Origin of the sequence: Thalassoglobus sp. JC818, from assembly GCF_040717535.1 — a bacterium.
GTDB lineage: Bacteria > Planctomycetota > Planctomycetia > Planctomycetales > Planctomycetaceae > Thalassoglobus.
This window is the reverse complement of the sequence record NZ_JBFEFI010000003.1, coordinates 1-14616: the sequence shown is the minus strand read 5'-3', so window position 1 is coordinate 14616 and position 14616 is coordinate 1. Positions and strand designations below refer to the sequence as shown.

11 protein-coding genes are annotated in these 14616 nt (G+C 51.4%); 5 read left to right on the top strand and 6 right to left on the bottom strand.

What is annotated here, in order from left to right:
- Positions 1-89: 89 nt before the first annotated feature.
- The gene (locus AB1L42_RS08030) at positions 90-1493 is read left to right on the top strand and encodes a sulfatase (protein WP_367053189.1); all 1404 of its coding nucleotides are present in this window, start codon (positions 90-92) and stop codon (positions 1491-1493) included.
- Between the two features lie 59 nt (positions 1494-1552).
- Positions 1553-2491, top strand: a complete 939-nt coding sequence (locus tag AB1L42_RS08025) for an alpha/beta hydrolase (protein ID WP_367053188.1) — start codon at positions 1553-1555, stop codon at positions 2489-2491.
- Between the two features lie 20 nt (positions 2492-2511).
- Here AB1L42_RS08025 and AB1L42_RS08020 read toward each other — a convergent pair whose 3' ends face one another.
- The 6 genes from AB1L42_RS08020 to AB1L42_RS07995 form a co-directional block, all read right to left on the bottom strand.
- Complete coding sequence (locus AB1L42_RS08020; protein WP_367053187.1) at positions 2512-3654, bottom strand: sialidase family protein; 1143 nt, start codon at positions 3652-3654, stop codon at positions 2512-2514.
- A gap of 273 nt (positions 3655-3927) precedes the next feature.
- Entirely contained in the window at positions 3928-4407 is a 480-nt protein-coding gene (locus AB1L42_RS08015; RefSeq protein WP_367053186.1) for an ArsI/CadI family heavy metal resistance metalloenzyme, read from the bottom strand.
- A 2-nt stretch (positions 4408-4409) separates the two neighbouring features.
- The gene (locus AB1L42_RS08010; RefSeq protein ID WP_367053185.1) at positions 4410-4835 is read right to left on the bottom strand and encodes an arsenate reductase ArsC; all 426 of its coding nucleotides are present in this window, start codon (positions 4833-4835) and stop codon (positions 4410-4412) included.
- Positions 4836-4909: 74 nt separating this feature from the next.
- Complete coding sequence (locus AB1L42_RS08005; RefSeq protein ID WP_367053184.1) at positions 4910-5356, bottom strand: arsenate reductase ArsC; 447 nt, start codon at positions 5354-5356, stop codon at positions 4910-4912.
- A 32-nt stretch (positions 5357-5388) separates the two neighbouring features.
- Complete coding sequence (locus AB1L42_RS08000; RefSeq protein ID WP_367053183.1) at positions 5389-5709, bottom strand: metalloregulator ArsR/SmtB family transcription factor; 321 nt, start codon at positions 5707-5709, stop codon at positions 5389-5391.
- 121 nt (positions 5710-5830) lie between these two features.
- Positions 5831-6682: a hypothetical protein gene (locus tag AB1L42_RS07995; protein WP_367053182.1), complete on the bottom strand. Its 852-nt coding sequence runs from the start codon at positions 6680-6682 to the stop codon at positions 5831-5833.
- 1346 nt (positions 6683-8028) lie between these two features.
- Between AB1L42_RS07995 and AB1L42_RS07990 the strand changes: the two genes are divergently transcribed.
- The 3 genes from AB1L42_RS07990 to AB1L42_RS07980 form a co-directional block, all read left to right on the top strand.
- The gene (locus AB1L42_RS07990; RefSeq protein ID WP_367053181.1) at positions 8029-9273 is read left to right on the top strand and encodes an efflux RND transporter periplasmic adaptor subunit; all 1245 of its coding nucleotides are present in this window, start codon (positions 8029-8031) and stop codon (positions 9271-9273) included.
- Between the two features lie 204 nt (positions 9274-9477).
- The gene (locus AB1L42_RS07985) at positions 9478-12939 is read left to right on the top strand and encodes an efflux RND transporter permease subunit (RefSeq protein ID WP_367053180.1); all 3462 of its coding nucleotides are present in this window, start codon (positions 9478-9480) and stop codon (positions 12937-12939) included.
- Positions 12940-13284: 345 nt separating this feature from the next.
- On the top strand, positions 13285-14616 hold a 1332-nt coding region (locus AB1L42_RS07980), incomplete at its 3' end, for a TolC family protein (RefSeq protein ID WP_367053179.1).

The window sequence follows — 14616 nt, the reverse complement described above, 5'->3', positions numbered from 1 at the left end:
AGAAGTCGATATCACACAGGTCTTGGAAGCCTCAAAGCTTCGGCCAACAGATTCTCATTCGCATCGTTCACACTATTGAGTCGCTCCTTATGCTACGTTTGCTGACCACACTCTGCCTGTTCTCCCTGTTTGTTTCGGAGACATACGCTCAGCCGAACTTCGTCATCTTCATCGCTGACGATATGGCATGGGACGACAGCGGCGCTTACGGCCACCCCAATATTCGAACGCCGAATATCGATCGTCTGGCCGAGGAAGGCATGCGATTTGATCGAGCCTACCTGACATGTTCATCCTGCAGCCCGAGTCGATGTTCGATCCTCACCGGTCGATATCCTCATTCAACCGGAGCTGGAGAGCTGCACTTGCCGTTGCCGGCTGACCAGACGCTTCTCAGCACACCTCTTCGTGAGAAGGGCTATTACACAGCTTCGGTTGGGAAATGGCATCTCGGAGACAATGCAATCTCACAAATGGACCTTGTCAAACAGGGCGGTGGTCCTGGTGGAGAAGGCCACTGGGTGGATGTCCTCAAAAATCGACCGAAGGACAAACCGTTCTTCCTGTGGCTGGCTGCTTTCGATCCTCACCGCGGTTACAGCCCGGGAGCTATTGATCCTCCGCATACAAATGACGATGTGATCGTTCCGCCGATTTTTCCGGACACAACTCCGGTTCGAGAAGATCTTGCTCTCTACTACGACGAAATCGGCCGCTTTGACGAATACATCGGATTGGTCCGAGAAGAACTCAGCAATCAGGGCGTCCTCGACGAGACCTTCATTCTCGTCATCAGCGACAACGGGCGACCGTTTCCCCGATGCAAAACGACTGTCCTTGAAGACGGAGTCAAAACTCCTTTCATCGTCCGGTATCCGCCGATCGTCAAGCCGGACCAAGCAACAACATCCATCGTGAGCACCGTCGACATCGCCCCGACCGTTGTTGAACTCGCTGGCGCGACGCAACTGGACTCTTTCCAAGGCAAGTCATTCGTCCCGGTTCTTCGGACTCCAACGATTCATTCGCGGCTCTCCGCATACTCAGAACACAACTGGCACGATTATCGTGCGTTTGAACGAAGCGTCTGCACGAGCAAATACCGCTTCGTTCGAAACTGGGCTCCCAGCCTGCCTGCAACTCCGCCAGCAGACGCCGTTCGTTCACCAACTTATGATGAAATGAAACGACTTCACGCAGAGCAGAGCCTCGCCCCCACACAAAACCTGGTCTTCGACACACCGCAACCGGAACGTGAACTCTACGATGTCGTCAACGACCCGCATTGTCTCGTCAATCTTTTGACGGATGTCCCGAAGACGTCGGAAATTGAACGCATCGCCCTGGAACATGAAGGCATGTTGAACCAGTGGCAACAGGAGACCGGCGACTCCTTCCCCGGATTCGACAAACTCACCCCGGACGGATTCCATCGCGTCACAGGGACCAGAATTCCAGGCGTCGCTGCACCTCATCCATCATTGAAGAAGTAAGTGCAACGCAACATTCACATCGTGCAATTCACCCGTCTTTGAAGAGTGGAGATCAGTTAATGCTATTGCAATTTCGAGTCACCAGTCTGTTTTGTGTCGCAGCTTGTAGTTTCGCCAGTCTTAGCGCATACGCTGAGAACGAGAACAACAAACTGCAGTTCGACGGCTCTGAAGCACGCGTGTACAAAACCGTCGGCGACGAAGAGCTGAAGATCCATATCTTCCAGCCGTCAACGCGCTCGGAAGAGCCGCGTCCGGCGATCGTGTTTTTCTTTGGCGGAGGTTGGAAAGCCGGATCGCCAAGACAATTCGAGCAACACTGTCGCTACCTCGCGGAACGCGGAATGGTCGCGATGACGGCCGATTACCGCGTCTCCTCAAGGCACGGGACAAAAGCGAAAGAATCGGTCCAGGACGCCAAGTCTGCAATGCGATGGATTCGAAATCATGCCGACGAATTGAAGATCGATCCGAATCGCCTCGCCGCCGGAGGTGGATCAGCGGGTGGTCACCTCGCTGCCTGCACGGCGACAATCTCCCAATTCGATGAACCGGGCGAACCGAACGAAACAAGCTGCCTCCCGAATGCCCTCGTCCTGTATAACCCTGCCGTGACCCTGGCCCCGTTCGAAGGAAATCAACCCCTTTCGAACGACCGGATTTCACGCGACGGAACACTTGATGAGCGCATGGGAACGAAGTCCGAAAACCTTTCTCCGGCTCATAACGTCCGATCCGATCTTCCGCCAACGATCATGTTCTTTGGAACGGAAGACTTCCTCCTCGATGGAGCGAAGTACTTCGAAAAAGAGATGCTCGCCACCGGCAATCGATGTGAACTCATCCTGTACGACGACTACGCCCACGGCTTCTTCAACTTCGGCAAACACGAAAACAAACCGTTCGTGACCACTCTGATCGCGACCGACAAATTCCTCAACTCAGTCGGCTTTGTCGATGACAACGAACACGTTGAGGACTGGATGGCGAAGCAATAAACCGTTGCGAAGTTGGAGACTCACTTGAGTTTCCAGTGAGCCATCCGCAGGACGGCATTCGATGTCTCAGCGGGCTTCTCGTACCAGACGGTCAAAAGAGAGCTATCGTCAAGCTGAACTGTCGATGGATATCCCAAGTCGCCTGAAGCACCGTCACCACTGATTGTGATCGGCTCCGACCAAGACTGCCCATTGTCTTCGCTGATTCGTGCCTGATTCCCGTAAGGACGACGACGATACCCATAGGTCATCAACAATCGTCCGTCGCTCAACTTGGTCAGATGACTCGGAAGGCCCCACACGCCGATCGATTCCGGGACGGACCATGTCTGGCCGCCATCGGATGAAACGCTCTGAAGTGTCTCATGATGGTTCTTCGAATTGTGGTTTCGAATATGAACGACAATCGTTCCATTCGCAGCTTCAACCGCATGGAGCTCGTGATACTGGTTCGGGTCATCCCCTTCTCGAGCGGGAATCTCCGCCAGCCAATCCCAACTCACTCCATCATCACCGGAGACAGCTACGCCGACTCGACGATTTTCTTCCCACAACTGCTTCCCAGCATACAGAATCCTTCCATCTGAAAGCTGAATGGGACCATGCGGGCTGTTTACGAGACAATCGTACTTCGCAGACCAATTCAGCCCCTGATCCTCTGACCGCAACATCCACGTCCCCAATTCTCGCTGCCGGTCTGCCTCGCTCACCATCAAGCCTTCCGACTTCCAGCGGTCGAGACGAGTCGCATCCCACGAGTTCTCTCGAATTGCCTTCTGAAGACTCGGTTCATAAGCCAGCGAAGAGAATGTTGTCACCAGAATAGCGCCTGATGCAGTCTCCAGAACACCTGAATCACGATCATCAATCGCAGAATCGAGGAGTGTTCGAGGCCAGGTCCAGCTCTTTCCGTCATCGTCGGAGGTCATCCACTCTACCGTTCCGAACGGACAGACATGGGCCTCTCGACGTCCGGACCAGACAAGCAGCAATCGACCGGATTTTTGACGAGTCAACGTCGGCCAGCCATGATAGAACTCAGGCTGTCGACTGATCGTTCGGATCGAGAGAACTTCCGCAGCTGGAGGTTCCGCCAGGACATTGCCCGCAATCAACATGAAGATCGTTGCCACACTACTGACAACTCGAATCGTTCGTTGCATGTTCAGATATTTCATGCACGAATTCTGATCGTTCAACTCAAGCAATACAACCGACGCCCGACTCTAAAGAAGTTGAGCTTCGCTGACACACGTATTCCGATGGATACGATTCGAGATTGAAACCATGGACTCAATAATTGGTTTCAACACTCCCATCAGATGCAGTGCGCCAGAGAAGCATCAACGTTCGATTGAGATCATGCCAGTGCGTCGTCTTCAGGCATCACATCAATTCGATGTCGAGACGTTTGGCACGGCACATTTCGGAGTGACTTACGCTTCACAGCTTCCGAAAGAAACCATGTCCGGACCACAGCATCCGGCTTGTGCGTAGAGTTCGTCTTTCGCGTCTGCTTCCAGAACGCAAAAGACTTCCCATTTGTGACCGTCGGGATCGACAGCCCACACCTTGTCTTGCACTGCGTAGCAACAGGTCGTCGCTTCTTCAGTAATGGTCTCGATTCCTGTGTTCTGAAATCGCTCAAGAGCAGCATGAACATCCACCACAGATTTCACCTGAACTCCAAAGTGCGCAGATCCTCCTTCAACCTGAAAGGCTTCCTCAACTTCGTTCAATGTTAAATTGACTGAAGGATCTGTCGGCTCAAACTTCGCGTAGCGCGCTCGCTCCTTACTGGGCGCACAACCGAGAAGAACCTGATAGAACGCCTTCGACTTTTCGATATCCGTCACGTTGAGAGCGACGTGCAATCGGAAGTTGCCAGGAAATTGGACGGCGGATTGAAGAGACATGTTCAGACTCCTTGTGAAACAGAGTTAAGGTATCCAGAAATTTTCTGTTTGATTTCATCGCGAATACGACGAAAGACTTCCAACTTCTGGACATCGGTTCCGGTTGCATCGGCAGGATCTTCAAACGGCCAATGCAATACGGACTTGGCTCCGGGAAGAACCGGACACGATTCCCGGGCGTTGTCGCAGACAGTTACGACAAGATCAAAATCTTGATCCTCGATCTGCCCGACAGACTTGCTTTCATAAGACGAAATATCGATTCCCAACTCGCTCATTACTTGAACTGCAAGTGGATGCACATACCCCGACGGCTTTGACCCAGCGGAATGAGATTCCCACTTCCCAGCCCCGAGTGATTCCCACAGTGCTTCCGCCATTTGAGATCGACACGAGTTACCTGTGCACAAAATAAGTACACGCTGCACCACACTTCTCCTGTTGGGATTTCGATTTTGATTCTTCACTTTGCAGCCATCGAGAGTGACGACTGTTGATGGACTCACTCACCAATTTCGTTCTTCAACCATGCGAGAACCTGCTGTTCGATGTCATCTCGAACAGAACGAAACGCGTCCAACTGTTCGGCTTCCGTCCCTTCAACAGCTGCCGGATCACGAAATGGCATGCACTGCGTGTTGAGCGCGAATGGCCAAATCCGGGGACACGATTGTTCCGCCTGCTCGCAAACAAAAATCACATGACTCGCGGAGACCTTCCCCAGATACTCGTTCAACGATTTCGATCGATGACTGTCGAGGCTGATTCCCACTTCGTTCATGACTTGAGTGGTGAATGGGTGGATGCCTTTTGGAGATAGGCCAGCACTGCATGCATCGAAATGTGCCTCGCCATGTTTTCGAAGAAACGCCTCCGCCATCTGGCTGCGGGCAGAATTTCCGGTACACAGAAACAGCACAACAGGCTTCTCAGCAACAAATGGCTTCATGGTCACATTGCCATATTTGGTGGTAAAAATTTTTATTGAATCGCTTCTTGCCGCGACGACAGATCTGTCATCAGCATTGTTTCCAGGCACGAGAAGAACCCGTCCAGGCAGCCGCATTTCAGCTGGTAGTAACTCAACGAACCTTCTTTGCGAACCGTCACCAGCCCGACATCTTTCAGCACCGCCAGATGCTTGGAGACCGTCGACTGATCCGATCCGACTTCGTTCGTCAAATCCCCCACGCACATATCTTTTTTCTGTAGTAGATCGAGCATCAGCAACCGACTCGGATGAGACATCGCCTTCGCGATCTTCGCCCGGGCTTCGTATCGTGCTCGTTCCTTTTCATTCATGGTCATATTGCCATATTATCATCGGCGTACTTCTTGGTCAACATCCAACGAATCCTACTCAAATCACGACAAAGCAGAAACAAGACTTTCCGAGCCAACTCACCTCAAGAAGATCCCGATGCTATTCGTCACTCAAGAACGAAGCGACACATGGAGAAACAACCGGTGAATACCCTTCCCTCATCGCATTCACCGTCGACGCAGGAGTCAAGACGACAACGGACTCACTCGCACCGCATCTGATCGGAGCTCGATATCCCTCATGAGACCACGGAAACAGCTTGTGACCGAACCAAAGATGCGGCGACTCGTTGGCTGAGTATCGCACAAACACTCCGTCCGGCAATTCACCGAGTCTGCATTGATGTGTTCGCTTTGTTCTCTCATTCGTCAAACGATCAAAGTGGAGATGCTTATCTACTTCAGTGATCCCGCATTTGCCATTGAGTCCCAGCTCCGAATTTCCACGCGTCCAGGCAATCTTGAAGTCTCGGAATCGGTCACGTCGACACTCACCGCAAGGCCGATGCCCAGCCGCCAATGCGGTCGCCTCATCGAGAAAGAAGAGTTCCGTATATTTGCCGGGCTCCATCAATGGCCGTCGCCGACCTCGAAACTCTGTTTCACAAATGATCCATCGCTTCTCCGAACAGAATTGCCTGAGTAGATTTCGCTCACTGCCGTGAAGACATCCACGGTTACCCATAAACATTCCACGAGACGAAACAGCCTCAATCACACTTTCCGGCGTCACACGATTCTGAAGTGGCATTTGAAACTTACTTTCTCGAACTTGCCTGACATGCGAACGAGTTCCGAGGCAAACCGCTGAAGCCTCTCTCGCTCCTCGACTGACGATCAAGCAATTAAGCCCCCGATACGTCCACATTGTCGCCATGAAATCAATCGCGCCCAGCAACAAGTAGATCAGTTCGAATGCAGATCCGCGGATGCGAGTTGGAAGAATGGTCATGCCCCGTCCCAGCCGAATGACAAACAATGACGAGAACGTTACCGCAATTGGGGGAAACTTATCGGGCCTTTCTCCGATTCAGGCACTACGTCTTCAAGAATTTTATGGCCGAGTATTACTTGTCATCCGTACACGTATTCGGCTACTCTAAACCAGAAGGGGCGGGCTTCTCATCCATGCCGACCGGGCGGCATTCGATTGTGTCGTTAAGAGCGTTCAGTCAGCTTCATGACGGAACGAGTTCACCACTAACACGATTTAGACAATGTAGAGAGCAGCGACCATGCTTGAACAGGCGAGACGACGACGCCAATCAACTCGATTCAGTATCAGTGCATTCAAATTCATCAGCGTATCATCGACAGCCGCCTGGATCCTGTTTGTCTGCTGGGTAGTCTTCACCAACGAGCAACGACCGATCGAGCAGCGACTCGAACCACTTCAAGCACTTGCTCTACTCTGCTCAATTGCCGCCTCATTTTTAAATCTCTGCGGCATCTGGATCATCCTCGGCAGTGCAGACCTTCTATGCGACATCCATGAGGTCCAGATGGCCAGAGTCAGACGAAACTAAAGCACGATCCGGTGAACTGCAGCGGTTGTAGAAGCTCAGCGTTGGCGTGCCACAGTCTGTAGTAGTGACACTTCTTACAGATTAGTCGCTTTCTCCACCGACTATAACTCCATGTTTCACTGACGCTTGTGGAGCGGAATATTGAACGGGAAGGGAAATCAACAACTTCTAATTCCAATCTATTCCCATCTTCTTACGAATCGTTTTCACCTCCACTCGTGAAGGCGTCACGGAGTCTGTCCAATCATCCGCTGAAACCAAGACTCCCGAACCAAGTTTTAAAATTGATTACAGGAAGATCTCTAATCTCATAACTGTGTGAGCAACACAATCAGTCTGAGATCTTGAAATTCCGATACTGATGCCCTGACTACAACCCTGCGACGCTTCCCACAAACTACTCAAGCATGAGGCACAGTCGGAAGAGAAAGTGGATTCTGCTGGGAGCCGATATCGCGATCAAATTCTGTTGGGAGCGTTCTGTTGCGGCTGTGTGGTGATCTGCGAGAATTTGCAGACATCGTGAAAGAACTTGCAGACTGTCGCGGTTCACTCGAGGAATTCGCATTCGTTGAAATCTATTTCGCAAGCTTGAGACGCTGAAGTCAGTCAATTTGCGATTACACGAATGGCGTCTTGGCATGCTTCGTGCTAATTGACATCACACATGGTGAATCCATGTTCGCTCGCCAAGAACATTGCAGCCTGCGATGACCGCGCAGTCTCCTGTTGCGCCGGAATTTGATCCTCCTTCCCTTCAATCCCTTCCATTATGTCAGTAAAGATCACGATGCGTCTTATCCTTCTGGCCACAGTCGCCATTGCCTCACTTGCCCTTTCAGCAACCAGCAACGTTCAGCAGTCCGTCACTCAACAGTTAGGTTCGATGTTGGGGCTTCAAGGATCAGACGAACATGCAGAGGAAGAGCACAACTCAAGTGAACACTCTGAAAGTCATGTCGCGGAAGAGCATACCGAAGCTGCGCACGCAGAGGGTGAACATCATGCCATTCACAAAATTGTTGTGACGAGCCCAATTCAGCAGGACGTCACACTGACACGTCAGTATGTCGGCCAAATCCATTCGCGTCGCCACATCGAAGTCTGTGCACTGGAAGGTGGCTATCTGAAAGAAATCAAAGTCAACGAAGGGCAAGAAGTTAAGGAGGGGGATCACATGTTCCACATCCTGCCGACACTTTATGAAGCCCGACTTGCTGCTGATGTCGCAGAAGCTGAACTCGCTCAGGTGGAGTACGACAATACCAAGAAGCTGGTCGATCAGGAAATTGTGTCAGTCCAAGAACTGAAGCTTGCCAAAGCCAAGCTGGACAAGGCACAAGCCAAGGTCGATCTGGCTAAAGCCGAGCTCAACTTTGCTGATATCAAAGCTCCATTCGATGGAATTATTGACCGGTTGCATGAACAGCAAGGAAGCCTCATCGAAGAGGGAGCCATGCTGACAACGTTGTCTGACAACCATGTGATGTGGGTCTATTTCAATGTCCCGGAAGTTCGCTATCTGGAATACCAGAAAGCCATCCAGAACGACCCTGAACAGCAAAATCTTGATGTCCAGCTGAAACTGGCCAACCATGAGATCTTCGAACATGCTGGGACAATTGGTGCCATCGAAGCAGACTTCAATAACGAAACGGGGAATATCGCTTTCCGTGCGGATTTCACCAATCCGGATGGCCTATTGCGGCATGGACAGACCGGAACGATCTTGATCAATCGAGTAGCGGAGAATGCCGTCGTCATTCCTCAACGTGCCACGTTTGAGATTCTCGCCAAGAAGTATGCGTACGTCGTTGGTGATGACAACATAGTTCACCAGCGAGAGATTGTCATTCAGAACGAAAAGGATGACATTTTTCTCGTCAAAGAAGGCCTCGGCGTAAATGACAAGATCATCCTCGAGGGGATTCGCCAAGTGCGAGATGGCGATAAAGTCGAGTACGAATTCGAAGACCCCGCAAAGGTCCTGGCAGATCTAAAATACCACGCCGAGTAATGTCGTCCCATCGCACGCTTGCTCGACTTCAACAAGAGCAAACGATTCGATTCCATCCATTGATCAAACTAGCGATCAAGCAGCCAATCTTCTTCGTTGCAATCGTAGCTTACACGAGTGAATGGTCTCGGTCTTCATTCTTTGAGCAACGCATCGGCGGACACCTGACACTCATTCTTCATTGACGTCACTTGTTAGACATCTATGTTTGCTAAATTTCTTCACCGCCCCGCACTCGCGATTGTCATCTCCTTGCTGATTCTCTTCATGGGAGGATTAGCGATCAACGTTCTTCCGGTGTCACAGTTTCCTTCCGTGGCCCCACCGAGTGTACGAGTCTCGGTTTCGTATCCGGGAGCCAGTGCAAAAATTCTGATCGAGTCCACGATGGTGATTCTCGAGCAGGCAATCAACGGCGTTCCCAACATGCGATACATGATTGGCGACGCAACGAGCGCGGGTGAAGGTTCCATTCAGGTCATCTTCGAACCTGGCACGGACCCCAACGTGGCAGTCATGAACGTGAACAACCGGGTGCAGTCCGTTAAAAACAACTTGCCCCCGATTGTGGAACGTGAAGGAATTATCGTCATGCAAAACATGACGAGCATGCTGATGTACCTAAACATTTTTAGCACAGATCCCGATGTCGACCAGAATTTTCTGTACAACTACGCGACGGTCAATGTCCTGAACGAGATCAAACGCATCCCCGGAGTGGGCCAAGCTTCAATCCTGGGGAACCGGGCCTACGCCATGCGTGTTGAGCTCGATCTGGATCGCATGCGTGCTTACAAAGTGAGTTCTGAAGATGTGATGGAAGCGCTCGCTGAACAAAGCATGATCGGAACACCGGGGCGGCTTGGGCAGGCGACCGGACAGACCTCTCAAACACTTGAGTATGTCCTAACCTGGATCGGCCGCTACTACACTCCGGAGCAATACGAGCAAATCATTCTCAAGGCGAACTCCGAAGGAGAAATCTTAAGACTCGGAGATGTGGCGAATGTCTCTTTGGGATCGTCATTCTATGACTTGTATTCTGACATTGATGGTTTGCCGGCAGCTGCCATTGTTCTGAAGCAAACACCTGGATCAAATGCCGCTGAGGTGATTGAAAAAATCAAGGAGAAAGTGGAGGAAATCAAGGAGAAGACGTTCCCGCCTGGAATGGACTACGCAGTCACTTACGACGTGTCCAAATTCCTGGATGCCTCCATCGAGAAGGTGCTGCATACACTCTTCGAAGCATTCATTCTCGTTTCGCTGGTGGTGTTGCTATTCCTGGGAGATGTACGCAGCACGTTGATTCCAACGCTTGCTGTCCCGGTCTCGTTGATTGGAACGTTTTTCTTTATGCTGATGCTGGGCATGTCCGTCAACTTGATCACTCTGTTCGCGCTGGTATTGGCGATCGGCGTGGTGGTCGACGATGCAATCGTGGTGGTTGAAGCAGTTCATGAGAAGATGCATGCAAAACATCTGAGCCCGTACAAAGCCACACAGGAAGTTGTTCAGGAAATCAGCGGTGCGATTATTGCCATCACACTCGTGATGGTCGCAGTGTTCATTCCCGTGACCTTCATGACAGGGCCTGTTGGAGTGTTCTACCGACAGTTCGCACTCACTATGGCTATTTCGATCGTCATTTCGGGCGTGGTGGCACTGACACTCACCCCTGTGCTGTGCGCGATGATTCTGAAACCACATGGCGCTGGACCGCAATCCCGGGGAGTGATCGCGTTCCTCAACCGTGTCATGAATCGAATGCTCGGCAAGTACTCATTTCTATTGCGAGGTCTGCTCTGTATCTTGCTTGGAGGAGCTGTCGGAGTTGGTGTCTACTATTTATTGCATGTCGAAATCGTACATGAAGTCATCTCTGAACAAGTCCACCTTACCGAATTCCGAGAGCGGGTCATCGTCGGGATTACCTCGTTGTTCGCAGCATTAACGTTTCGGGCTGCATTTTCGGGAAGTTCCGGAAGTCGAAAGGTTCGTGGACCGCTGGGGATGTTTTTGCATGTGTTCGACCAGTTTGTAGAAAGGATCACAGGCGTTTACTCCTGGATCGTGAGCAAGATCATCATGCGTCGACTGCTCACAATGATCGTCGTCGGTGTCTTTGGTTACGGCATCCTCGTGGTGAATCAAGTCCTTCCGTCCGCGTTCATTCCGCAGGAAGATCAGGGAATGATCTATGGAGTGGTCCAGACACCACCTGGGTCAACGCTGGAATATACAAACGCGAAGTGCCACGAGCTTCAGGCCATTTGCAAAGAGCTGGACGAAGTTGCCTCCGTCTCTTCTGTTGCTGGATACGAGGTTCTCACTGAAGGTCGAGGCTCCAACGCTGGCACGTGTCTTATCAATCTCAAGCCTTGGGCAGAGCGTCAGGCGACTTCCAAACAACTGATTGAAAAACTTGAAGAACGTGGAACCGAAATCGCAAATGTCAAGTTGGAATTCTTCGAGCCACCTGCAGTCCCTGGCTTTGGGGCAGCTGGAGGCTTTTCCGTCAATCTGCTCGACAAAACCAACAGCGGAGACTACGAGGCTTTCGGCGCTATCGTTGATAATTTCATGGAGGAACTCGGCAAGCGAAAGGAACTTAAAGGGCTGTTTACGTTTTTCGCGAACAACTACCCGCAGTATGAAGTGTTGATCGATAATGACGTCGCCATGCAAAAGGGAGTTTCAATCAAAGATGCGATGGACAATCTGTCCATTACCATCGGAAGTACCTGGGAGCAGGGTTTCGTCCGCTTCGGACAGTTCTACAAAGTCTATGTCCAAGCCGCTCCAGAGTTTCGACGCTACCCCGAAGACCTCGACAACATGTTCGTCAAGAACGATCGTGGAGAGATGGTCCCTTACTCCTCGTTCATGAAACTCGAGAAGAAGCAGGGACTGAACGAGATCAGTCGGTACAACTTGTATTTAACCGCTCCGATTCAAGGAGCACCTGCGAAGGGATATAGTAGTGGCGAAGCGATCGATGCAGTCAAAGAAGTCGCTGCTCAAACTCTTCCGAATGGCTACGATATTGACTGGCAGGGTCTGGCGTACGACGAGGCGAAAGCAGGAAACACGGCGATCTTCATTTTCCTGATTGTGGTCGTGTTCGTCTACATGGTTCTGGTCGGACAGTATGAAAGTTTCATCATCCCACTTGCCATGATCACTTCGCTCCCGATCGGAATCTTTGGCTCGTTCTTGTTCTTAAAAGCGATGGGATTGGCCAACGACGTTTATTGCCAAATCGCGTTAGTCATGCTGGTCGGTCTACTCGGAAAGAACGCGATCCTGATCATTGAATTCGCTGTCCAACGTCGTCAACAGGGGCACTCCATTAAGGATGCTGGAATTGAAGGGGGACGACTCCGCTTCCGACCGATTTTGATGACCTCTTTCGCCTTCATCGTCGGCCTGATTCCACTCATTCGAGCCACGGGACCTGGTGCCATCGGAAACCGTACGATCGGCACAACAGCTATCGGCGGGATGCTGTTAGGAACGCTCGTTGGGGTCTTCATTATCCCGGGGCTCTACTACCTCTTCGCACAACTCGCTGACGGTCGCTCGCTCATTCGCGATGAACACGACCAGCCACTGAGTGAAATTCCGGAACAGGGCGAGACTCTCCACACCAGTTCGAGCCATTGACCGTCGTACATTGTCGCTTCTCGCAAGTAATTTTATGCGATGAAACGTGTGCTCTCATTGCGCAGACAAACAGTCTCGAAACCGCGTTACCGTAAGACGATAGCTCCTCACTCTTCCCGCAATCGCTACAGCCCTCACATTCCATCGATTCCGAACCCTGTTTCTGCAAATGTTTGCACAGGCCGTTCAACTCAAATGATGCTTAAAACGCTCACTGTCCCGCTGGACGATACACACACTACCAGCCGCTGCATGCGATGCTGAGTACTGACGCCCGAGGGTGACCTCACAAACAGAGTGTGCCAGTGGGTGTGTCAAGATGACAAAAATTCATCAGGGACGGTCATGAGCAACCTTTACGAAATCGGATCACGTATCCAGGCCACAAAGTCGAAGGTCTTCAGCGCCATTGTTTGCGGATCGTTGGTCGTTACTTCAGGGTGCGGTATTCCAAATCATCGCGGTGCTCTTCCGGGGCCACAGATGCCGCAGTTCTACAGTTGGACAAGCGGAGTTCTCTCACGCAAACAAGAACTGGCTCATGAAAACTCAAACGACGAAATCGAGGCAGAAAGTACGACAACAAGCGAAGAGACGGCGAATGAGATCATTCAACTGACGAACTACGCTCCAACTCCTACTGAAGCTTTAGTAGAAGAGAGTGAGATCGGTGAAGAAGCACTCCATGCGTTCATTCCACCTCCTGTGGAAGACGACGAGCCTGAAGTGTTGGTCTTCGAAAACTCAGCATACATTCCGACAAGCGTGTTCTTTGACGACCATCACCTGCTGACTTTGATTCATCAGGCACTTGCAGGTAACCAGGAACTTCGCATCCTCGCAGAAGAAATTCAAATTGCGAACAATGAAGTCGAAGCCCGAAGCGGGGAATACCTGCCATTCGTCACTCTCGGCGGTGGAGCTGGGTTGGAGAATCCGAGTCGCTACTCTCGAGCCGGTGCTGTGGAAGAACAACTAGAAATCGCTCCTGGAAGACGATTCCCCGAACCGCTGCCTGACTTCCTGGCTGCTGCGAATATCTCCTGGGAATTGGATGTCTGGCACAAGCTGCGGAATGCTGAAGACGCCGCAGCCATGCGTTACCTCGGTTCCGCAGAGGGACGTTGCTATATCGTGACGCGTCTCGTCGCAGAAGTGGCAGAGAACTATTACGAACTGCTCTCTCTCGACAGTCGACTGGTGACACTCGAAAAGACAATCGAGATTCAAGAGAAAAGTCTCGAGATCGCGGAGTCCAAAAAGGAAGCCGGACGCGGAACTGAATTGGCCGTCCAACGTTTCCAGGCGGAAGTGCGCAAGAATCAAAGTGAACGCCTCATCATTCAACAAGAGATCATTGAAGTTGAAAACCGAATCAACTTCCTTCTCGGACGCTATCCACAGCCGATTGATCGACCTTCTGTAGAATTCGTTGACCTGAACTTGTACGCACTCGATGCCGGGCTTCCATCGGAATTGCTGCGGAACCGCGCGGATATCCGCCAGGCTGAACGAGAGGTCGCTGCCGCCGGACTCGATGTGAAAGTTGCACGGGCACGATTCTATCCTTCATTCGGTCTCAACGCTGGAATTGGACTAAACACTTACAATATGCGGTACCTGTTCTCGACCCCTGAGTCCCTCATTTATAACGCTACAGTTGATCTAGAAGCGGTC